At 48.6% G+C, this 24,560-nt stretch carries 10 protein-coding genes; all 10 read left to right on the plus strand.

Annotated features, from left to right (window positions below; genetic code table 11):
* The first annotated feature begins 27 nt into the window (after positions 1–27).
* Positions 28–2,439: an ABC transporter permease gene (locus tag AC5JBY_RS22200; RefSeq protein WP_495906851.1), complete on the plus strand. Its 2,412-nt coding sequence runs from the start codon at positions 28–30 to the stop codon at positions 2,437–2,439.
* A gap of 19 nt (positions 2,440–2,458) precedes the next feature.
* The gene (locus tag AC5JBY_RS22205; protein WP_495906852.1) at positions 2,459–4,906 is read left to right on the plus strand and encodes an ABC transporter permease; all 2,448 of its coding nucleotides are present in this window, start codon (positions 2,459–2,461) and stop codon (positions 4,904–4,906) included.
* Between the two features lie 17 nt (positions 4,907–4,923).
* On the plus strand, positions 4,924–7,311 hold the full coding sequence (locus tag AC5JBY_RS22210; protein ID WP_495906853.1) for an ABC transporter permease: 2,388 nt from the start codon (positions 4,924–4,926) through the stop codon (positions 7,309–7,311).
* A 113-nt stretch (positions 7,312–7,424) separates the two neighbouring features.
* Positions 7,425–9,830 carry an ABC transporter permease gene (locus tag AC5JBY_RS22215; protein ID WP_495906854.1) on the plus strand — a complete coding sequence of 802 codons (2,406 nt, stop codon included), beginning with the start codon at positions 7,425–7,427 and terminating at the stop codon, positions 9,828–9,830.
* Between the two features lie 8 nt (positions 9,831–9,838).
* Positions 9,839–12,232 (plus strand): ABC transporter permease, encoded by a 2,394-nt coding sequence (locus AC5JBY_RS22220; protein ID WP_495906855.1) that lies wholly within the window; start codon positions 9,839–9,841, stop codon positions 12,230–12,232.
* Positions 12,233–12,243: 11 nt separating this feature from the next.
* Positions 12,244–14,688, plus strand: a complete 2,445-nt coding sequence (locus AC5JBY_RS22225) for an ABC transporter permease (protein ID WP_495906856.1) — start codon at positions 12,244–12,246, stop codon at positions 14,686–14,688.
* A gap of 65 nt (positions 14,689–14,753) precedes the next feature.
* Positions 14,754–17,162: an ABC transporter permease gene (locus AC5JBY_RS22230; protein ID WP_495906857.1), complete on the plus strand. Its 2,409-nt coding sequence runs from the start codon at positions 14,754–14,756 to the stop codon at positions 17,160–17,162.
* Between the two features lie 82 nt (positions 17,163–17,244).
* Positions 17,245–19,659: an ABC transporter permease gene (locus AC5JBY_RS22235; RefSeq protein ID WP_495906858.1), complete on the plus strand. Its 2,415-nt coding sequence runs from the start codon at positions 17,245–17,247 to the stop codon at positions 19,657–19,659.
* Between the two features lie 17 nt (positions 19,660–19,676).
* Complete coding sequence (locus AC5JBY_RS22240) at positions 19,677–22,058, plus strand: ABC transporter permease (RefSeq protein ID WP_495906859.1); 2,382 nt, start codon at positions 19,677–19,679, stop codon at positions 22,056–22,058.
* Positions 22,059–22,124: 66 nt separating this feature from the next.
* Positions 22,125–24,536 carry an ABC transporter permease gene (locus AC5JBY_RS22245; RefSeq protein WP_495906860.1) on the plus strand — a complete coding sequence of 804 codons (2,412 nt, stop codon included), beginning with the start codon at positions 22,125–22,127 and terminating at the stop codon, positions 24,534–24,536.
* Positions 24,537–24,560 lie beyond the last annotated feature (24 nt).

Consider the following 24,560-nt stretch of genomic DNA (forward strand, 5'->3'; position numbering starts at 1 on the left):
GATGGGTGGCAACATAAAACAACAGTTGTGATCAAAAACTATTTTAAAATCGCGTGGCGTAACCTGGTAAAGAACAAAGCTTTTTCTTTTATCAATGTCTTCGGTCTTTCCGTAGGACTGACCTGCTTTATGTTCATAGCGGCCTATGTGTACAACGAGTTGTCATATGACCGCTATGCCGACAATGCAGAAGACATATACCGCGTGGGCATTCATCTCGATGCCAATGGCAGTACTACCGATTTTCCGTTGGTAGATGTTGCCGTGGGAGAAGGTATCCAGGACGCCTTTCCCGAAGTAAGCGCCTTCACCAAGTACAGGAATGGCGGCCGCCTTTTTGGCCGGTACAACGACAAGCAGTTCAAAGAAGAAAAAGTAGCTGTCGTCGATCCCAACTTCCTCAGTACGTTCTCTATTCCTTTAATAGAAGGAGATCAAAAAACAGCGTTGACCGATCCGCATAGTATCGTGATCTCCCGGGCTACGGCTATTAAGTATTTCGATAAGGAATCAGCTTTGGGCAAGACGATCAGCTTTGGCGATGAAAGTTGTACGGTAATGGGCGTTTTTGATAAGATCCCCGACAACTCCCATTTCCATTTCGATATAGCTATGAGCACTATTGCCCGCGACGGCGACCGGCGTCAGACATGGAGCAATGTGTCGCACATGACGTACCTGTTGCTGAAGCCGGGCACTGATGCGAAACAACTGGAAGCTAAACTGCCACAACTCGTAGCAAAATACGTAGTGCCGGAAATACAGCAGGATATGGGTATTTCGCTGGCAGAAGCGCAAAAGTCGGTGAATACCTTCCGCTTTTACCTGCAACCTCTTACAGATATTCACCTGCATTCCAACACCAAGTTTGAGCTGGAACCCAATGGCGATATTTACTACCTGTATATTTTTGGAGCGCTCGCCGTGTTCATTCTCTTGCTGGCCTGTGTAAACTTCACCAACCTGTCTACCGCCAGTGCAGGCAAGCGGTCAAAAGAAGTAGGCATCCGTAAAGTGATGGGCTCTTTGAAAGGGCAACTGGTAGCACAGTTCCTGGCAGAGTCGATATTGATGAGTCTCTTTGCTACCATTATTGCATTGGGCATCGTATATGCATTATTACCGGCCTTCAACCAACTGGCAGGTAAGGAGATCCATGTTGGATTCTTCTTACAATTCACTTCTTTATTGATAGCTTTTGGTGTAAGCTTGCTTACCGGCATCGTAGCAGGCATCTATCCATCGTTCTTCTTATCATCCTTCAAGCCCATTAAGGTATTAAAAGGCGCTTTATCGGCACAGCCCCGCCGCAGCTTGCTGCGCGGCAGCCTCGTTGTATTCCAGTTTGTGGTGTCAACAGCGCTCATTATGGCCACTATCATCGTATACCGGCAGCTGAACTTTATGCAAAACCAAAAGCTGGGGTACGATAAAGAGCAGGTGCTCATCGTCAACGACTCTTATGCATTGGGCAATAATGAAACAGCTTTCAAGCAACAACTGTTACAGGATAGCCGTATAGTCAATGCTACCGTTTCCTGGTCGGCACCCGCCAACGGCCGCATGGATGGCACACAGATATTTGTGAAGCCGCTGCAACAGAACGATCCGCACAATGAAATACAGGCCGGCATCTACCGCGTCGACTACGACTATCTGCCCACGCTTGGCATGAAAGTGGCAGCAGGCCGGAATTTTTCTCCCGACTTTCCATCCGATTCATCGGGCGTACTGGTGAATGAAACAGCTGTAAAGGAATTGGGCATCAATGGTAATCCCATTGGCCGTACTATCGTCCGCTCGGGCCGCAAGGAGTTTACCATTGTAGGCGTAGTAAAAGATTTTCACTTTACCACTGCCAAGCAAAAGATCGCCCCGCTCATGATGTTGATGGGACGCAACGGCGGCTCTGTGATCACGAAGATCAAAACAACGGATATCAAGAACCTGATAGCTGATATGAAAAAGAACTGGGAGTCATTCAGCCCGGGCATACCATTCAGCTATACGTTTCTCGATGAGCGCTTTGCCGCCCAATATGCCGCCGAAGAAAAGAGTGGCAAACTGTTCACACTGTTTGCTATTATTTCCGTATTGATCGCTTGTCTCGGCTTGTTTGGGCTGGTGGCTTATACCATTGAACAAAGGACGAAAGAAATAGGTATCCGAAAAGTGCTGGGAGCCTCAGTGCAACAGCTACTGGTACTGGTGTCCAAAGAATTCCTGTACCTGGTACTGATCGCTTTTGTGATCGCTATTCCTGCTACGTGGTGGGTAATGAGCAAGTGGCTGCAGGACTTTGCGTACCGCATCCATATCAGCTGGTGGATATTTGGCGCAGCCGGCATTATGGCCCTGCTTATTGCTGCGATCACCATCAGCTTTCAGGCTGTTAAAGCAGCCCTGATGAACCCGGTGAAGTCGTTAAGAAGTGAATAACCAACTATAAAGGACTGACATGCTTAAAAACTATCTTAAGATCGCCTGGAGAAATCTCAAAAGCAATAAAGCTTACGCCAGTATCAACATTGTTGGTCTGGCGCTTGGCATTAGCACCTGCCTCGTGATATTCCTGATCGCGCAGCATGAGCTGACTTACGATACTTTCCACCCCGATAAAGAAAGGATCTATCGCATTGTTGGCTCACTTAAATTCAAGAGTGAACCACCACGGCCGGTGGGCTATGTGCCTTCGCCCCTGCCTATGCGCGTGCGTGAGGAGGTAACTGGTTTTGAGCAGGTGACTGGTTTTTATAATTACTATGCCAAGGTATCCGTGCCGCAAACCGGTAAGGAAGCCAAATTATTCGAGGTTATTCGCGATAAGCCTTCTCCGATCATTGTAGCAGAAGCGCCCTACTTCTCCATCTTTCAATATCAGTGGGTGGCAGGCAGTGCTGCCACAGCCATGAACGAACCATTCAAAGTAGTGCTGACAGAATCGGCTGCTAAAAAATACTTTGAAGACGCTCCTGCCAGTCAGTTGATAGGCCGTGAACTGGTGTACAATGACTCCCTCCATGTGCATGTGGCCGGTATCGTAAAAGATTTTGCTAACAATACCGACTTTGGTTTTACAGACTTTATCTCTTTCCCTACCGTACGGCAAAGCTTTTTGAAAGAGAACATCGATCTGGGCGCCTGGGGTATGTGGGACTATTATTCACAAGGTTATGTAAAACTGGCTAAGGGTGTTACACCACAACAGGTGGAAGCGCAGTTTGCCGGCTTTGTGAAGAAGAATATATGGGGCGCGAGTGAAGAGGATGCGTTGAAATTGCAGCCACTGTCGAACGTACACTTCAATGAAGACTACCAGGATGGTTATGCCCGTAAGGTACACTTACCTACCCTGTATGGTTTGATGGGAATTGCGGTGTTCATCTTATTGATCGCTGTAGTGAACTTCATCAACCTGTCTACCGCGCAATCCATCAAGCGGTCTAAAGAGATCGGCATTCGCAAGGTATTGGGCAGTAACCGCCTGAGCCTGCGCCTGCAATTCTTCAGTGAGACATTTATATTGACGCTGGCCGCTGTAGCACTTTCTGTCATCTTATTGAAGCCTGTGCTCGCAGCATTCAGTTCATTCATTCCATCAGGCGTACTATTGGAACCATTCCATAAATATACTTTTGTGTTCCTGCTGGCCGTAGCGTTCTTTACTACTTTGCTGGCCGGCTTTTACCCGGCAAGGGTATTATCTGCTTTCAAACCGGTTGAAAGCCTGAAAGGACAGTCAGCACCTAAAGGACACCACAGGAACTACCTGCGCAAATCGCTCATCGTATTCCAGTTCACTATTTCCCTTGTATTCATCATCGGGACAGTTGTTGTAGGCAAGCAGATCCATTACATGCTGAACACCGACCTTGGATTTGACAAAGATGCAATCGTCATCCTGCGCCCCAAAGATGCCACACCGGAAAGCAAGATATTGCTGACACAAAAACTACGACAGCTGTCGGGCGTTACCGCCGCCAGTATACATGCTGAAACACCTGCCGCCCAAAGGCATGGTGGCACTGTCATTAAAAATATCGGCAGCTCTATGCCTGAGAATGAGATCTCGTCATCATTTTCTTTTGTAGATGCCAATTACCTGCCCTTGTACGACTTTAAACTATTGGCAGGCCGTAACCTGTTGCCTTCCGATACCCTGCGCGAGTTTGTGATCAACGAAGCCTGTGCGAAGTCACTGGGATTTGCTACACCAACCAGCGCAGTTGGGCAAATGGTACAGGTAGGTATTTCCGGTAAGAAAGGCCCTATCGTAGGTGTGATGCAGGATTTCCATTCCAAATCATTTCATGAGGCCATCAAGCCTTTTTTCCTGACCACCAATGCGAAGTCTACCCGCACCATCAGTGTGAAACTGGCGAGCAACGGTCAACAGATGGGCCAGGTTAAAAACACGCTGGCTGCTATCGAGAGCACCTGGCGCTCCATCTATCCTGATAAAGAACCTACATGGACTTTCTTCGATGAGACTATTGCGGCCTTGTATGAGAAAGAAAAGAAGACAGCACAGCTGATGAACACCGCGATGTTCATGGCCATCTTCATTTCCTGCATGGGCTTGTTTGGCCTCGCAGCCTTCACTATGCAACAGCGTACCAAAGAGATCGGCATCCGGAAAGTGCTGGGCGCGAGCATCGGCAACATCACTGCGATGCTGTCTATGGATTTCCTGAAGCTGGTATTCATTGCTGCTGTCATCGCATCGCCCATTGCCTGGTATTTCATGAACCTCTGGCTGGAAGACTTTGCTTACCGGACTACCATCAGCTGGTGGGTATTCCTGCTGGCGGGTATTGCTGCCATATTGATCGCCTTGTTTACCATCGGTTTTCAGGCTATCAAGGCAGCGATCACTAATCCAGTGAAATCGTTAAGAAGTGAATAACCAATAAAGGGACTAACATGTTTAGAAACTATCTCAAAACTGCCTGGCGTAATCTCTGGAAGAACAAGACTATGGCTATTATCAATATCCTTGGTCTTGTTACCGGTATCACCTGTTGTTTATTGATCGGATTGTACATACTGCATGAATACAATTACGATCGTTTTCAGCAGAAAGGTGATCGTGTAGCCCGCGTACTCATGGAGTACCGTTTTGCCAGCGGGGATGCCAAGAAAGTAGCTGTTACCAGTACCAAAGTAGCATCGGTATTTTCGAGAACTTTCCCGGAGGTAGAAGCAGGTGTGCGGATGATGGATATGCCCCGTATTTTTACTCTCGGCGACAAGCAGTTTGAGGAAAAAGATTTCATGTATGCCGATTCCACCTTCTTCGATGTTTTCTCCTTCAAACTATTACAGGGGAATCCCAAGACAGCCTTATCCGGCCTGAACAAAATTGTACTTACGACTACAGCAGCCCATAAATATTTCGGTACACAAAACCCTGTTGGCAAAACCATTAAAGTAGGCAGTGATGCCATCGACTATGAGATCACCGGCGTGATGGAAGATTGTCCGTCCAGTTCCCAGATAAAGTTCAATGTACTTGCTTCTTTCTCTTCTATGCAAGCCAACCAGGAAAGGACCTGGTGGAATGCCAACTACACGACCTTTCTGTTGCTCAAAGATAAAAACGCTTTCGCACCCTTGCAAAGCAAGATCGACGAGTATATTAAAAAGGATATGCAGGGTGCAGGCGCTACCATCAACTTTACACTTGAACCATTCGACCGCATTCACCTGCACTCGGAGTTCGATAGCTTTGTGCCGAATACCAACATCTCTTATTTGTATATTCTTACAGGCGTAGCGTTGCTCATTCTGGCTATTGCCTGCTTCACTTATATTAATCTGAGTACGGCCCGGTCTATCGACAGAAGCCGGGAGGTAGGCATCCGTAAGGCGATAGGCGCGCTTAAAAGTCAGTTATTCGGGCAGTTTATCAGTGAATCTTTACTCTTATCGATATTGGCGGTATTACTCAGCATTGGTATCGTCCTATTGCTGTTGCCGGCATTCAACCAACTGGCCGGCGTAGAACTTACCGGAAACGTTTTATTATCGCCCGCCATCCTGGTATTCATGTCGATCATTGTGATCTGCATCAGTTTCCTGGCAGGAAGTTATCCTGCACTGGTATTGTCGGCATTCCGTCCGGTTAAAGTACTCAAGGGTGCTCAAAGCAAACACAGTTCCGGCGCCTGGTTGCGCAAAACGCTCATCGTGTTCCAGTTCGGCATATCGGTGTTCCTTGTTATTGCCACGTTTACCATCCACCAGCAGATGCAGTACATCCAGCACAAAAAGCTGGGTTACGACAGAGAGCATGTATTGGTGATGCCACTCGATAGTAAGATGCGCGCAAAGTATGCAACTATCAAAACGTCCTTGCTTGCTCAACCGGGCGTCACGAGCATTACGCGTTCGAACGCCGTGCCCACGGAAATATCCAGCGGTTTCAACATGCGAACTGCTACCATGCCCGAAACCGATAATATGGCAGTAACGGCTTGCGTAGTGGATGAAGACTATGTCAAGACCATGGGTCTGCAGTTTATCGCTGGCGGTGACCTAAGCCGTCAGGACGTGTTGGATGTTTTAGATGAGAACAACGAGAACAGGTATTACCACTACCTGCTGAACGAATCTGCCGCCAAAGCGCTCGGGTGGACAGCCCAGGAAGCAGTTGGTAAAAAAATGTTTCTTGATGGCAGCAGGCCGGGAGAAGTAAGAGGTGTACTCAAGGACTTCCATTTTCAGTCGTTGCATACACCCGTGATGCCGATCGTTCTTTTCCCCGATGTCTGGGGATACAACATGCTGGTAAAGGTCGACGGCAGCAACATACCGAAAACACTGGCTGCACTGGAATCTTCGTGGAAACAATTTGCACCCCATCGACCTTTCAACTATCATTTTCTAGATGAGGACTACAATAACATGTACCAGTCGGAAACACGCCTGGGTAATATCATGAACATCTTTGCCGGCATTGCAATCGCTCTGGCCTGCATGGGACTATTTGGTCTCTCCTATCACGCTATGCAGCAAAGACAAAAAGAGATCGGTATCCGGAAAGTGCTGGGCGCTTCCGTATCGCAAATATGGCTGCTGGTATCTACAGGCTTTCTCGGCCTGGTAGGCATTGCCTTCCTTATTGCCCTGCCAGCTACCTGGTGGGCCATGAACAACTGGCTGCAGGATTTCGCTTACCGCATCGATATGAGCTGGCTGGTATTCGCAATGGCAGGCATTGTGGTTTTGTTCATCGCTGCCTGTACGGTTAGCTTCCAGGCTATCAAGGCGGCGTTGGCCAATCCGGTGAAGAGTTTGAGGAGTGAGTGACAATGTCAGGCTGAGCCCGTCGAAGCCTTCCTGATAAGCCCTTCGACAAGCTCAGGGTGACAGCTGAATTCAAAGACACTGATTAAGTATTGAATATTTAAAGAAGCTGAACAATGATCAAAACGTACTTAAAAACCGCCTGGAGAAACCTGCTGAAGCATAAGGCAGGCAGCATTATCAACCTTTCGGGATTGACCATTGGTATGAGTGCTGCCGTATTCATATTTCTATGGGTGCGCAATGAATTGAGTTTTGATCAGTATCATCCCGATGCCGACCGCATTTACCGGATGAGGAGCGTTATCGCGCTCGATAAAACCCAAAATTGGGAATGGGAATCTTCCCCTTACAACCTGGGAGATCATGCTGAAAAAGAAATACCGGAAATACAAACGCTTACCCGCCTGTTGCCCAACACCTACAATCCACCGGTGCTAAGGGTAAACAATGATCTGGTGAAAGAACCTGCAGCTGTCTACGTAGATGGCAACTGGTTTGATGTATTCCATTATGACTTTATCAGTGGTAATGCCGCGGCTTTCAAACAGCACCCTTTTAGTCTTATACTTACTGCTTCGACAGCCAGGAAATACTTTGGCAAAGAGAATGCCGTAGGAAAATACCTGCACATCGACACGCTCGACTACCAGGTGCAGGCTGTGGTAAAGGATTATCCTACCAATACCAGCTTTCCTTACAACATGTTTATCCCTATCGCGGCCAAGCGCGCCAACCCCAAAAATGTAAAGAATGATGATTCCTGGGGTAACTTCAACTATCTCACGTTCGTGAAGCTGAAGGCCGGCACCAATGCCCAATCGGTAGGGCCAAAGCTAACCGGCATCATGAAGAAGAACCGGGAAGAAGACAACTCAACCATCAAACTCGTAAGCCTCACTGATATCCATTTCGAAACTGGTTTGCAATCCACTCAACTGGCTCACAGCAACCGTAAGGTGGTAAATATCTTTATGGTGCTCGGCATGGTGCTGCTGATCATTGCGTGCATGAACTATGTGAACCTGACCACTGCCCGTGCTACCATCCGCCTCAAAGAAGTGAGTGTGCGTAAGATCGTAGGCGCCGGAAGGCGTCAATTGTTCCTGCAGTTCATGCTGGAATCGGCTTTTATCAGTCTTCTCGCATTGTTGCTCACGCTGCTGGTTGTGAAGCTGGGACTACCCCTGTTCAACCAGGTAACAGAAAAAGAATTTACGCTTTCCCTGTTATCGCCACGCCTGTGGGGGCTGCTAGGGACCACCTTCCTGGCCAGCGTACTACTCACCAGCATCTACCCTGCCCTGCTGCTTTCTTCGTTTAATCCTGTTGCTATCTTCAGGGGCTCAGGTATCTTCCGGGTGAGGACAACTGCCCTGCGGAAAACATTAGTGGTGTGCCAGTTTACCATTTCTATCGTACTCATCGTGGCTACCATTGTGATCTATCGCCAGATGCAATTTATCCAGCAGCAGCATGATACCTACGACAGATCACAGGTGATGTCTTTCTCACTGCCCTGGTCGGAGCTAACGAAACTCCAAATGCCACAAAGAAAGAGCCTCATCCAAAGTGTTGAGCAGGAATTGCGCACGCAGAGCAATATTCAAAATGTAGCGTTGCTCAATGGAGGATCTGTACTCGATTACCGCAGTTCGTCATCCGGTGGCAGTGATTGGGAAGGAAGGGCGAAGGATTTTGAACCTGCCATTACTTTCTTTGCCAGCGATACCAACCTGCGCAAAATACTCAACCTTAAACTGGTGGATGGCCGCTGGTTTACGCCTGGCAGTAAAGCCGACGAAAAGAATTTTATACTGAATGAAACCGCTATACGTGAACTGGGCATCCGCAAACCAGTGGTCGGTCAGCGTTTTGTGGGTCAGGGTGATACCGGTGTTATCATTGGTGTGGTGAAGGATTTCTATTACAAAAGTATTCACCAGAAGATAGATCCGGTAGTGATGAAGAACGATGTGTACTACGCTTCCTCGTACCTGGTGCAAACCATGCCGGGCAAAGCTGGCGACGCACAGAAAAGGGCTGAGTCGATCTACAAGAAATTCCTGCCTAACGCCGTATTCGATTATAAATTCCTCGATGCGGAGTTTGACCACCTGTACCGGGAAGACCGTAAAACGGCCAACCTGATATGGATATTCTCCCTGCTGGCCATTTTCGTATCGTGCCTTGGTCTGTATGGGCTGGCCGCCTTCAGTGCAGAGCGTCGCATCAAAGAGATCAGTGTGAGAAAGGTGTTGGGCGCCAGTGTAAACAGTATTGTAACGCTGCTCTCTAAAGAGTTTGTGTACCTCGTGATAGCCGCGTTGCTCGTTGCATCGCCGCTGGCATGGTGGGCCATGAACAAATGGCTGGAAGACTTTGCTTACCGCATCGATATCCAGTGGTGGATGTTTGTGCTCGCAGGCTTCATCGCCATACTCATAACGCTCATCACCGTGAGCTTCCAGGCTATTAAGGCTGCTTTATCTAATCCCGTGAAAAATTTAAGAAGCGAATAGACTAATATATGATCACCAATTACTTCAAGACGGCCATCCGCAATCTTACACGTAACAAAGCGTACGCTGCAATTAATATTGCCGGTATCGCTATCGGGTTGACCGCCTTTTGGATGATCGCGCTGTATGTGGCCGATGAGTTCAGCTATGACCGTTATCATACCAATGCCGATCGCATTTATCGCGTGGCCCAGCATGCCAGTTGGGAAGGTGGCAATATAAGTCAGGCCACTACTTCGGCACCGTTCGCTGCTTCTCTTCAAGAGACTTATCCTGAAATACAGGAGGCTACCCGTATACTAATGGAAGGCGGAGGTGTTATCAGCTACAATGACAAACACATCAAGGCAGATGATATTCTCTTTGCCGATGACAATGTTTTCAAGGTATTCAGCCTGCCTTTTATCAGTGGCACGCCAGCTACGGCACTCACACAGCCGCAATCTATCGTACTCACCGAAAGCGTGGCCCGTACATTATTTGGCGATCCACAGAAAGCACTCAACCAAACTATTTACTTTTCGAATAATTTCCCCAATGTAGTAACGGGTGTTATCAAAGACATTCCCGGCAATTCGCACCTGCGCTTCAGTGGTCTTCGTTCATTGCCCACAGGCTGGACAGAAGGCTGGCAAAACTTCAATGTATTTACTTACCTGCTGCTGCAACCCGGAACCGACTACAAGAAGCTGGAAGCCAAGCTACCCGACTGGGCCAGCAACACCATCCGCAAGATGATGCGGATAACTGACTACCGGGTGGAGCTGCAACCTGTTACTTCCATTCACCTGTCTTCCAACCTGCAGGTGGAAATGAGTGCCAACAGCAGCATTACCCGTGTGTACATATTCATGATCATTGCAGCACTGGTGCTCATCATTGCCGTGATCAACTATATCAATCTTTCTACCGCCCGTTCTTCTACCCGCGTGCGTGAAGTAGGCGTACGAAAAGTCATAGGTTCCGGACGTCGTCACCTCATAGGTATGTTCATTGCCGAAGCGCTGGTGATCACCTGTATCGCTGCCGTGGGCGCCTTCTTCCTCATTACCGTATTACTGCCGTTGTTCAATACGCTGGCAGATAAAAGCCTTACCGTATGGCGGTTTGGCATTTATACCAGCTTATCGATCATTGTGGCCTTTGTATTGTTCACTGGTTTCATGAGTGGCCTCTACCCCGCCCTCTTATTGTCGCGCTTTAAAACCATTCCTGCTCTCAAAGGACAGATGGGTAGTATGAACAGCAGCATCTTATTCAGGAAGTCGCTGGTCGTATTCCAGTTTACCATTACTGTGATCATGATCGCCGGCTCAGTTATCATCTACCGGCAATTACAATATACCACACAAAAAGACCTTGGTTTCAACAAAAACCAGGTACTGACCTTCCACATAGATGACCAGGCAGTAAGGCAGCAGACAGCCGCCATCAAAACACAACTGCTGAAAAGCCCGCTCATACAGGGGGCCGCCGTGGCAGGCAATCCTATCGGCAATAATGACCTTGGCTCTATGGGTTTTGTATTTGAAAAGAACGACGGCTCTTTTTCCACCAGCAATAAGTTGGTACAGGAACTACTCGTAGACGCCGATTATATCCCTGCACTCGATATCAAGGTAAGCCAGGGCAGGAACTTCTCTACAGCCATCGAATCGGATAAATATGGCGCCGCCCTGATCAACGAAACGTTGATGCGTGAACTGGGTTGGAAAGATGCCATCAACAAACGCCTGCGGTTTAAGTTTGGTGAAGGCGAAACAGGCGAAAGAACGATCGTAGGCGTGGTCAAAGATTTCCATACGTACTCCCTGCAACATAAAATGGAAGCGATGGTGTTGATGATGCCCCCCGTAGCATCCATGGAAGACAACTTATATGTAAAGATCGATAACAAGCATACGGAGGCTGCGCTGTCGTGGATTGAAAAGGTATACCGGCAGTTCGATAAAAGCAATCCGGTAGAGTTCAACTTCCTTGACCAGAACTTTGCACGTCAGTATGCCGCCGAGCAAAAGCAGTCGACCCTGTCGCTCATATTCACCATACTGGCCATCTCCCTTGCCGCCCTCGGGCTCTTTGGTCTGGCAGCCTTTGCAGCGCAACAGCGTGTGAAGGAAATAGGTATCCGGAAAGTGTTGGGTGCTTCAGTAGGCTCTATCATTACTATGCTGAGCAAAGATTTTATCAAGCTCGTATTGATCGCTGTCGCCATTGCCACGCCCCTTGCCTGGATGGTGATGCACCAATGGCTGGAGGGCTTTGCCTATCATATTGCCATTCACTGGTGGTTCTTTGGACTGGCAGGCATACTGGCCTTGTTCATCACGCTTGCCACCATCAGTGTGCATGCGATACGTGCTGCATTGGCTAACCCTGTTAATTCATTACGCAACGAATAAAAACACCCCCCATGAATACATCCTTCAAAACCCTGTTCCGTCGTTTGTGGCGTCACCGTTTGTTCACCAGCCTGCACATAGTGGGGCTTGCTATTGGCATCAGCTCCTGCTGGGTGATCTACCGGCTGGTAAGCTACGAGTTCAGCTATGAATCCAAACTGCCCAACAAAGAAAATATTTACCGTCTTACAACGGGTTTTATCTGGGATGAGAAAGAATCACACAGTGGAGGTGTATCAGCGCCCATGTACCAGGGCGTGCGCGAACAGGTAACCGGCGTAACGCATGTGACGCCGGTATTTGGCCGGTATATCAATACACAGGAAATAAAGCAAACCGGTAAAAAGCCACTTCCGGTAAAGGAGCCTAAAGACATTGTCGGTGTTGACAGTGCTTATTTCAACATGGTAACTTATACCTGGCTGTCGGGCAACAAAGCTACAGCCCTACAGGCGCCGGAAAGCGTAGTGTTGACAGAGAGCCGTGCGCGCAGTTATTTTACCGGGCTTTCTCCGGAGGAGATGCTGGGGCAAGTGATCACCTACAATGACACTGTGAATAAAACAGTGACCGGTATCGTAAAGGACCTGAACTACCCCACCGAATTCACGGCGCAGGAATTCCTGGTGCTTGTACACAAAGATTACCATATCAATGAATGGACGAATACCAACGGCAGCGATAAGCTGTACCTGCAGATCGATAACCAAGCCGATACCGGCCGGGTATTTGCACAGGTGAAGGCACTCGTTGCAGCGAAGGTGAAACTATGGGCACAGGAAAATAAACCCACCTTCACTTTCAATCGCTGGATTGAAATGATGCCGCTCAAAGACTCGCACTTTGCGACTAAAATCGATGAAATCACCGTACGCAAAGCGAGTAAACCCGTTATATATGGCTTGATCGGTGTAGCTGCTTTTCTGTTGCTGCTGGCCTGCATCAATTATATCAACATGAGCACGGCACAGGTGCCGCAACGTGCCAAAGAGATCGGCGTGCGCAAAACGCTGGGCAGCAGCCGCAGAAGTCTTATAGGGCAATTGCTGAGTGAAACACTGATCACGGTATTATTAGCTGCTGCATTGTCTGTACTGCTGTCTAAACTGGCCTTCTATTTACTCGCCGATATTATCCCTGATGGCTTACGAGAGCATACACCGGGCGCCATTGCCTTTTTGTTTATCGCATTATTGCTGGGCCTCACTACCGTGCTCTCCGGCTGGTATCCTGCACGGCTCATTGCCAAAGTGCAAGCCGTAAGCATCATGCGCGGTCAGGGTGTGTGGACAGGTGGGCACAACCGCCATGCCTTGCGCAAAAGCCTGATCGTATTTCAATTTGTAGTGGCCCAGTTGTTCATTATAGGCGCAGTGGTGACCGGTGCGCAACTGAACTATACACTGAAAAAAGACATGGGATTCAATAAAGAGGCTGTAGTGTTGGTGGATATTCCCTGGAAAATACAAAGGAACGGCCAATATAAGGACAAGCAGTTTGCACTGGCCGACGAGCTGCGTCAACTAAGCGGCGTTGAAGCCGTCTCACTGGGATCAGCTCCCATGTCACGCAATTATTCTTCCAGCCAAATGGACTACAGCAGTCCCAACCTGCCTGATCCTATCAAACGGCAGATGTTCAATAAATGGGTAGATACCGGCTACGTTCATATGTATGGGATGAAATTGCTGGCTGGCAGAAACCTTTACGCATCGGATACGACCAACGAATATGTGATCAATGAAACAGCGGTGAAAGCCTTCGGATTCGCCTCTCCACAGGATGCCATCGGCAAGCTGCTTGGACGGGACAATAAAAGACTTCCCATCGTAGGGGTGGTAAAGGATTTTCACCTGCGTGATTTTCATACGACCATCGATCCTATCGTGCTGAAAAGTGAAAAAAGAAACCTGAGCACGCTCAACATCAAGCTGAGCACTACAGATCCCGCCAAATGGCAGCAGACCTTAAAGATCATCGAACAGAAATGGTATTCCTTCTATCCACCGGAAAGCTTCTCCGCCAAGTTTTATGATGAAACGCTGGAGGCCCTGTATAAGGATGAGCGCCACCTTTCGAAACTCATCAACCTCGCTACCGGTATTGCTATTATGATCAGTTGCCTCGGCTTGTTCGGACTGGTTACGCTCACTGCTTTCCAACGCACCAAAGAAATAGGTATCCGCAAAGTGCTGGGTGCTTCCGTTACTGGCATTGTGCGGATGTTATCAACAGAGTTTATAAAGCTGGTATTGATCGCACTGGTGATTGCCATCCCGATCGCGTGGTGGGCTATGAGCAAGTGGCTGGAGGATTTTGCTTATCGCGTGAAGATCGAATGGTGGATGTTTGCGGTAACAGGGCTGGCAGCTGTGATCATTGCCTTGTTTACGTTGAGCTTCCAGGCTATTAAAGCGGCTATTGCTAATCCGGTGAAAAGTTTACGTAACGAATAATAATACACACCCTAATAGATATCGTGTATTAAACATCAAGTATAGAAAAACAAAAAAGACAAACCGTGATCAGAAACTATTTCAAAACCGCTATCCGAAGTCTGCTGCGCAACAAAGGTTACGCAGTCATCAACATTACGGGTCTTACTGTAGGCATAGCCGCCTGCCTGCTCATCTATCTTATTGTGAGCTACCACACGAGCTTTGACAATTATCACACTAAGAAAGACCGTATCTACCGGGCTGTAACAGGCAAGGTCATCAACGGCGTTGAAGAAATATATACGGCAGGCGTACCGTTCCCTTTTACCAGAGGGTTGCGCGAGGACTTTCCTGAACTGAGTAAAGTAGCCAGTATCCTTCGCAGCGGCAACGACCAAATAACGGTATTGGATGCGCACAATCAGCCTGCGCAAAAATACAAAGAAACGCAGGGTTTATTTTTTACACAACCGGAGTTCTTCGACATCTTCGATTATCAATGGCTGGCTGGCGATCCCAGCAAAGCCTTGTCCGATCCCAATACTGTAGCACTCACGCAGGAGATGGCCGAGAAATATTTTGGCAACTGGCAAACGGCTATGGGTCGTTCCATCAAACTGGAGAATACAGACGTGCTTAAGGTGACGGGCATTCTGGCCAATATGCCGGTTAATACCGACATCCCCATCAGGATCGCCGTTTCCTGGAAAACATTCAAGAGCAGTAACCTCAACGATTGGATAAGCATATTCGGTTCACACAGCTGCTTTATATTATTGCCCGAAAACTATCCGGCTTCCCGTCTCAGCGCCTTGATCCCGGGCTTTATGAAAAAGCACAAGCCGGCAGAAAATGCCGAGGACGGTATGATACTGCAACCGCTTAGTGAAATGCATTTCAATACGAAGATCGGCGCCCCTTCGCGTCAAACCTTTAGCCGTGAACTCATCACCGCTCTTTCACTGGTAGGCTTGTTCCTGCTCATCATCGCCTGCGTGAACTTTATCAATCTTGCTACTGCACAAGCCGTGAACCGCGCCAAAGAAGTAGGTGTACGCAAGGTACTGGGCAGCAACCGTAAGAACCTCATCTTCCAGTTCATGGGCGAGACGCTGATCATTACCCTCGTGGCTGTATTGCTGGCTACCGCAGTGGCCTGGCTGGTAGTGCCACCACTGAATACTTTACTTCAAACGAAGATCAGCCTCAACATCTTTGCACAACCCATCCTCGTATTGTTCCTGCTGGCGGTGACCTTGCTGGTAACTCTATTGGCTGGCTTCTACCCCGCCCTCGTATTATCGGGCTACAATCCTATTACAGCGCTCAAGAGCAAAGTAGCGATGAAAACAGCAGGAGGGCTATCACTCCGCAGAACGCTGGTGGTATTTCAGTTTGCCATTGCGCAGGTATTGATCATCGGTATGCTGGTAGTGGTAGGACAAATGAACCACTTCAAGAACGCTTCCCTTGGCTTCACTAAAGATCATATGCTCAATGTTCCCATACCTGGCGACAGTACAGGGCGGGCCAAAATAGATTACCTGCGTTCACAATTGTTGCAACAGCCAGGCATCGAACAACTGAGCTTCAGTAATGCCAGCCCGTCAGAGAATGGCAACTGGAGCAGCGACTTCAAGTATGGCAACACCGATAAGAAATCAGGCTTCGAAGCTATTATGAAATGGTCGGACGAGCAATACTTTAAAACCTACAATATCGAGTTCGTGGCAGGCCGTCCTTATATGCGCAGCGATACCATCCGCGAATTTGTGGTCAATGAAACACTTCTGAGGAAGATCCACATCACTAACCCGCAAGAAGCCATCGGCATGCGCATCAACCTGTGGGATGGCGAGCATATAGCAACGATCTGTGGTGTGGTAAAAGACTTCCATGCACGCGCTTTACGTGTTCCGCTCGATCCTGTGATCATGGGGCCCTGGAAAGAAAACTACCAGTCGTTCAATGTAAAACTGCGCCCGGACAAAGCGAAAGAAACATTAGCCTATGTAGAAAAGCTGTGGACCAGCACCTATCCCGACTTCGTGTATGAATACCAGTTCCTCGATGAGAAGATTGACCGCTTCTATCGCCAAGAGACACAACTCTCCCGCCTCTATACCATCTTCGCCGCCATCGCGATCTTTATTTCCTGCCTTGGCTTGTATGGACTGGTATCGTTCATGGCAACGCAACGTGTGAAAGAAGTAGGCATCCGCAAAGTGTTGGGCGCCTCCGTAGGCAATATCGTGTACCTGTTTTCGCGTGAGTTTACCCTGCTCATCATCATTTCATTTGCCATTGCCGCACCACTGGCCTGGTACCTGATGACGCAATGGTTGCAGGATTTTGAATACCGTATCAAACTGGGTGTAGGCATCTTCCTGCTGGCTATTACCGGCTCCGTTGTAATCGCATGGGTCACCGTAGGCTACAGGGCTATACGGGCCGCGTTGGTGAACCCTGTGAAGAGTTTGAAGAGCGAGTAGAGAGTCGAGAGTACTGAGTTCAGAGTAAATACAGTACTTGGTCCGTAAACAAAAGAATGCATTAACACTAAAAGCATACATCGTGTTTAAGACATACTTCAAAATCGCCTGGCGCACCGCCATCAGGAACCGGAGCTTCACGGCTATCAGCCTTGGAAGTCTCGTGTTGGGTATTACCTTATTCTTTCTCATCAGTCTATGGGTGAAAGATGAGATGTCGTACGATGCGGATTTTGCCGGCCGCGAAGAAGTATGCCGGGTAGAGAGTGAGCTCATCACACCCGACGGAACGAACGACCTGATGTCTTCCGTAGGCTGGCCGGTAGGTAAAACACTAAAGGCGCAATACCCGGAGATCGAATCACTCACCTACGTCAGGGGTTGGAACCCGATCATCAAGGCAAACGAAACGCGCTTCTATGAAGATGCGTTGCATGCCGATGACCAGTTCTTTTCTGTGTTTGGCTATCCGCTGCAGGAAGGCAACCCGACCGTTGCTCTAAAAGAGCCTTACAGCGTCGTGATCACGCAGGCCATGAAGGAGAAATTCTTCGGCAAGGGTGAAGCTTTTGGAAAAACACTGATGATCAATGATACTGTTGCCTACAAAGTGACCGGTGTATTTGCCGCGCTGCCTGCCAACAGGCATCTGCGGTTCGATATCATCGGATCACTCGCGACCTTTTGTTCCATGTATCCCAAAGACTGTGAGCAGGAATATGCTTCCGGCTGGTTCGACATGAACATGTTCAACTATGTAAAGCTGTCTAAAAACACCAATGCAGCAGCCACTACTGCCAAGATCAAGAACCTGGTGCAGATAGCCGGTAAGGAAGCGGTAGCGAAGTACGGCTTCAAAACTAACCTCAGCCTGCGGCCGGTAAAAGATATCTATATCCACTCAGGACTGCCAACCACAGGCAAAGGCGCCGTGGGCAATATTAAAACCCTCCAGCTTTTCATGGCCATTGGCATCTTCATCCTGGTGATAGCCAGTCTCAACTTTATAAACCTTTCTACCGCGCGTTCGGTGGAACGGGCCAAAGAGATCGGCATACAAAAAGTGTTGGGCAACAGCCGGCAGAAGCTCATCCTTCAGTTCCTTACTGAAGCAGGTGTGTTGTGTACCATTGCCGCGCTGATCAGTGTGGTGCTGATGATCGCCTTGTTGCCGCTGTTCAATGACTTTACCGGCAAAACGTTTACCACTGCTTCCTTATTTACTGTAAGCAACTTGTTATTGCTATCGGGTATCATCGTGGTGCTGGTGCCATTGGCCGGCTTCTACCCTGCCTGGGTATTGTCGTCTTTCAAACCGATCAAAGTATTAAAAGGCAGTTTCTCTCATACCACCTCCGGCACCCTGCTGCGGAAGTCGTTAGTAGTAATGCAGTTTGTGATCTCTGCCGGATTCATCATGTGTACCATGATCATGTGGCAGCAAATGAAGTTCATGCAGCGACAGGACCTTGGCTTCGATCAAAACAAAATGCTATTAGTGGAGGTACAAAAAGTGCCCTGGGTATTGCGGCATGAAAAGATAAATGTGTTCAAAACAGCTTTGCAAAGCAAAACAGGCGTTAAGCAGGTAACTGCCGCCAGTGCTGTTCCCGGCAGATCGGGTTGGGATGGGCAATTTGCCTATCCTGAAGGGAAGACGGATGAGCAGGGATTGATCGTGGAATACATTGCTGCCGATGCAGATTTCGTTAAAACGATTGGACTCAACGTGATCGCCGGCCGCGACTTCCTGCCCAATAGCGAAGCGGATCGTGAGAATTCTTTCCTCATCAATGAAGCGGCCATCAAATCATTTGGCTGGGGCACGCCTCAAAACTCCATCGGCAAGAAGCTTTCTACTTCCGGCAAAGAAGGCGTAGTAGTTGGTGTAGTAAAAGACTACCACCAGCATGGCCTGCAGCAAAAGATCAACCCCGTGGTATTGAGCCCTATCAACTCCATCAATCTTTTTGCGCTTCGTTATGACGGCATCACGCCCGCACAAGCAATAGATAATGCTAAAGCGGCCTGGGATGAAGTGTACAAGGGTTATCCTCTGGAATACCGGTTCATGGATGATGACTTTCAACGTCAGTATAAAAAAGAAGACAAGCTGCGCAGTTTCTTTGGCCTTGCAGCAGGATTGTCGGTGGTGATCGGTTGTCTCGGCCTGCTGGGGCTCATCATTTACACAGCACAAAAGAGAGTTCGGGAGATCGGTATCCGCAAAGTGTTGGGTGCAGGCATCAGCAGCCTCGTGGCTATGTTGTCGATCGACCTGATGAAATTGGTAGGTATTGCCATCATACTGGCTATTCCCATTGCCTGGTGGACTATGAACGAGTGGCTACAAAACTTTGCTTACCGTATCCAGATCAATGCGTGGGTATTTGTGTTGTCGGCTGCTGCAGCCTTATTGATCGCCTTGTTTACGATTAGCTTCCAGGCTATCAGGGCAGCGCTGGCTAATCCGGTGAAGAGCTTAAGAAGTGAATAAACTATAAAATCATATCAGTGTTCAAGAGCACCCTCATAACGACACTCAGAAGCCTCCGCAGGAACAGGATGTATACCATCATCAACATGCTGGGGCTTTCGCTCAGTATTGCTGTTGGTATCGTTATTTTCATGATCGTTCGCTTCGAAGGCAGCTTCGATACCTGGCATAAAAATGCCCCGCGCCTGTACCAGTTGCTGGGGCATGACCGTTTCGGCGGCATCAACTCGCAGGTACCGCAAGGGGCCATCCATGCATTGAGAACGGAAGTGCCGGGCATTGAAAAAGCAGCCACCGTCTATTCTTTTGAACCATCGGTGATCAAAGTGAATGACGAAAATGTAAAGCCGGATCGAACTTACTTCGCTCCGCCTGACCTGTTCCATATGATCGATGCGCAATGGATAGCAGGCACACCGGAAACTTCCTTGGGCGCTCCTTACCAGGTAGTGCTGGATGAGCCAACCGCTAAGAAGTATTTCAAGAGTACAGAACAGGCACTTGGCAAGACCATCCGGTATGATAATACGCTTAATCTTACCGTATCGGGCATCATTAAAGAGATGCCGGCCAATACGCAGTTCCGCATGCCGATGATCATGTCTTATGCTACGCTGCTCAAATACATGGACTGGTATAAGGACAACAACTATTGGGGTGGCGGCGATTCTTACTTCCAGGGATTTGTGTTGCTGAAGCCCGGCGTGCAACCAGCCAGCGTTGAGAACGCACTTACACGGCTGGCAGCAGCTAACGCTAAACATGGCGGCAGCATCCGCTACCAACTGGTGCACCTGCCTGAACAACATTTCAACGCGCTTGAAGAGATCGACTTCTTCAATTACGCTATACCACGCTGGTTGTTGTATACACTTACAAGTATCGGCATCTTCCTGTTGCTTATCGCCTGCATCAACTTCATCAATATGGCTACCGTGCAGGCCATACAACGGAATAAAGCTATTGGCATCCGTAAAATATTGGGCAGCAGCAGGTGGCAGTTGATCGGCCAGTTCCTGCTGGAAACAGGCTTCATCGTAGCTGGTGCGCTCATTGCCGGCGCCTGGCTCGCCAATATATTGTTGCCTTTTACCGGTCAGCTACTGCACACTGAAGTAGCGGCAGGTAACAACTGGACACCGACCACCTTTCTGTTTCTCGGTATTACAGGCGTCGTGCTCACTTTCCTTGCAGGGCTCTACCCTGCTATCATTTTATCCGGATTTCAGCCTGTACAATTGTTGCGCACCCGGTTCTTTTCCCGGCCTACCGGTGGTTTTTCACTGAGGCGTCTACTGGTAGTAACGCAATTCTCGATCGCGCTCGTGCTGGTAATCTGCACGCTCGTGGGTGTAAAGCAGATCAATTATTTCTACCATAGCGAACTGGGATTCGATAAGGCATCTGTCATCACCGTAAATATGCCAGACAACAGGAATAGTGTTTACCGCGAAAGGCTGCGCCAACGTCTTCTACAGTCTCCAGCCATCAGCGAAGTGACCTTTGGGCTTACCACACCTTCCGGAACAGGCAACTGGTGGTGGGCCAACGTGAAGCACCATGCGTTGAAGGATGGCGAACAACAGTTCCGCCAACAATTCGTCGATACCAACTACTTCTCTTTCTTCAAAATACCTGTGCTGGCCGGACGTACTTTCACGGTATCCGACAGCACCAGCGCAGTAATCATGATCAATGAGGAGGCCGCGCATGAAATAGGCTACAAAGATGCCACGGCAGCGCTTGGCCAGCCCATCACTATTTGGCAGGACCAATATGTGGTCACCGGCATTGTAAAAGATTACCAGTCACAAAGTCTCAAATCGGGCAAGACACCGCACGTGTTTATTTACAACCGCCGTTATCAAAACCTCTGTATACGGGTGAATCCACAGCAGCAGGAAGCAGCGCTCCGGCTGGTGGAAAAAGAATGGAAGGCTATCTTCCCCGATTACTATTTTGAATATACTTTCCTCGATGATAACCTGAAAACGTTTTATGGCGATGAAAGGAAACTGGCCAACTTCCTTACCCTGTTCTCGATCATCGGCATCATCATCGGTTGCCTGGGTGTATATGGATTGGTGGCTTATATCTGCGTGCGCAAGACCAAAGAGATCGGCGTGCGTAAAGTGCTGGGCGCCGGCATCATGGATATCATGACGCTGCTGAACATAGAATTCATCTGGCTGATCATTATTTCGTTTGTAGTAGCAACGCCGGTAGCCGGCATCATCATGCACCGCTTCCTGCAGGATTACACTAACCGCATCGATATGCCGTGGTGGATATTCCTGGCCAGTGGCACAGGTGCTTTGCTGGTAACGCTGCTCACTATCAGCTTCCAGGCAGTAAAGGCTGCCGTGGCTAATCCGGTGAAGAGCTTAAGGAGCGAGTAGTGAGTTCAGAGTCGAGAGTTCAGAGTCGGGAAAAATAAAGAAGTAACAAAACAATAAACGTATATCATGTTTAAGAACTATCTTAAAACTGCCTGGCGCAATCTTTGGAAGAACAAAGCGTATTCTTCCATCAACATTGTTGGCCTTTCTATTGGCATGGCCGCTTGTATTCTCATCATGCTGTTTGTATTTTATGAAAGGAGTTTCGATAAACAGCATACGAAGAATATCTACCGTCTCGATGAGGTGCAGAAGTTCCCGGGCATGGTGGCGCCGCAAAAAGTGGCCCTGTCCATGTTTCCCATGGCGCCTACGCTTAAAGCTGAGTTTCCACAGGTAAAGCAGTTTACCCGTGTGAACCGGTTTGATAACCCGCCAATTTTTTACAACGATAAAAAAGTGATCCTGCCCAGGGTGTTTTGGGTAGACTCAACCTTCTTCGACATCTTCGATTATAAAGTGCTGGAGGGAGATAAAAGGACAGCCCTTCAAAGACCCAATAGCATGATGCTGAGCAAAACAAGCGCCGAAAAGCTATTTGGCAAGGAAGATGCTATGGGTAAGACAGTTACGATCAAAGGCAGGGATACGACCACTTTTACTGTTACCGGCATTATTGCAGATATACCTGGTAACTCGCACCTGCAGTTTGATGGATTGCTGTCTTTCAATACGCGCAATACAGCTCAAATGATGGGCAACTGGGGTGGCAACTGGCTTATTACTTATCTCGAGCTGGCCCCCAACACCGATATAGCAGCGCTCGAAAAGAAGTTTCCCGATTACCTCAAAAGACATATGAATGGCGAGAGTGCGAATTTCTATGAGCTATTCTTACAACCGCTCGCCGCAGTGCATGCTGCCTCTACAGAGATCACGCACGACTACCTCAACTACCACAAGTTCGATGGCACTTATACTAACCTATTTTCTATCATAGCCATCATTGTGCTGGTGATCGCCTGCATCAACTTCATGAATTTGTCTACTGCCCGCTCTGCCGGCAGGGCCAAAGAAGTAGGCGTGCGTAAATCGGTAGGCGCCGGACGTTTCCAGCTGGGCGTACAGTTCATCGGTGAATCCATCTTATTGTGCCTGCTGGCATTGGTCTTAGCACTGGGCCTCGTAAAGTTGGCGCTGCCCTGGGTAGCGAATATCAGCCAACGTGATCTCGATCTCCCCATATTCACCAATGGCTGGCTGTTGTTGACCACACTGGCAGGCGCGCTCGTGGTGGGTGCATTGGCTGGCCTTTATCCTGCCGCTTACCTGTCATCCTTCCAGGCGGTTAAAGTATTGAAGGGAACCATACAAGTGGGCAAGAACAAAGGGTTGTTCCGGAACATACTGGTGGTAGGACAATTCTCCAGCGCTATCTTCCTGATCATTGCCACGCTGTTTGCCGTCAAGCAGCTCAACTTCATGCAGAAAAGAGACCCGGGGTTCAACAAGGACCAGGTGGTTGTCATTCCTCTTAATTTCAACACTTCTCCCAAATTCGATGTCCTTAAAAAGGACCTGCAGAATAATACGCTGATCACCGGCGTCACGGCTTCTACGCAACGGCTAGGCAATAACCTGCATCAGACCAGCGTCATTTACCATCCGGGCGATGCGCCTATGCGGGACATGGCTACCTCGCAAGTAATAGTAGACCCCGATTACCTCAGCGTTTACAAGATACCTATTGTAGCTGGCAGAAACTTCTCGCAGGATTATGGCACCGATAATGCCAAGGCTTACATCATCAATGAATCGTTGGCGCGGGAGTTGTTGAAAGAGAAACCCAAAGCTTCTTTTGAAACATTACTAGGCAAGCAGTTTGGCTTTGGTGGCATGGACTCTACAGGCACTATTGTAGGTATTGCCAAAGACTTCAATTTCAACTCCCTGCACCATAAGATAGAAACGCTGACTATACTGGACCAGAAAGACTGGGGTTATTCTGAAGTATCTGTACGCATCAATGGCGGCAAAGCCAAGGAAGCCATTGCGTTCATGCAGGCGACCTGGGATAAGATCAATCCCGGGCAGACTTTCGAATACAAGTTCCTCGACGATCATTTCAAGGAATTATACCAGGCTGACTCGCAAGTAAGCACCATCGTAAGCATACTGGCCGCACTGGCTATTGTGATCTCCTGTCTTGGTTTGTTTGGCCTTGCTTCTTATGCAGCAGAAAAGCGCGTAAAAGAGATTGGCATCCGCAAAGTGCTGGGCGCTTCCGTAACCGGTATCGTGCAACTGCTGTCGAAGGATTTCTTAAAGCTGGTATTGATCTCCAACCTGATCGCCTGGCCCATTGCGTGGCTGGTGCTGCACAAATGGTTGCAGGATTTTGCTTACCGTGTCGACATCGTGTGGTGGGTATTCCTTATAGCGGGCGTAGCTGCCTTGCTGATTGCTTTGTTGACCGTGAGCTTCCAGGCTATCAAGGCAGCCCTATCAAATCCTGTAAAAAGTTTACGTAGCGAATAATCAACTATTGAACATTTAAACATA

The organism is Paraflavitalea sp., from assembly GCF_059502485.1.

What these genes read in the sequence shown, in the direction of transcription:
- AC5JBY_RS22205 (WP_495906852.1), top strand. Translation starts at nt 2,459, where the DNA reads ATGCTTAAAAACTATCTTAAGATCGCCTGGAGAAATCTCAAAAGCAAT.
- AC5JBY_RS22210 (WP_495906853.1), top strand. Translation starts at nt 4,924, where the DNA reads ATGTTTAGAAACTATCTCAAAACTGCCTGGCGTAATCTCTGGAAGAAC.
- AC5JBY_RS22215 (WP_495906854.1), top strand. Translation starts at nt 7,425, where the DNA reads ATGATCAAAACGTACTTAAAAACCGCCTGGAGAAACCTGCTGAAGCAT.
- AC5JBY_RS22220 (WP_495906855.1), top strand. Translation starts at nt 9,839, where the DNA reads ATGATCACCAATTACTTCAAGACGGCCATCCGCAATCTTACACGTAAC.
- AC5JBY_RS22225 (WP_495906856.1), top strand. Translation starts at nt 12,244, where the DNA reads ATGAATACATCCTTCAAAACCCTGTTCCGTCGTTTGTGGCGTCACCGT.
- AC5JBY_RS22245 (WP_495906860.1), top strand. Translation starts at nt 22,125, where the DNA reads ATGTTTAAGAACTATCTTAAAACTGCCTGGCGCAATCTTTGGAAGAAC.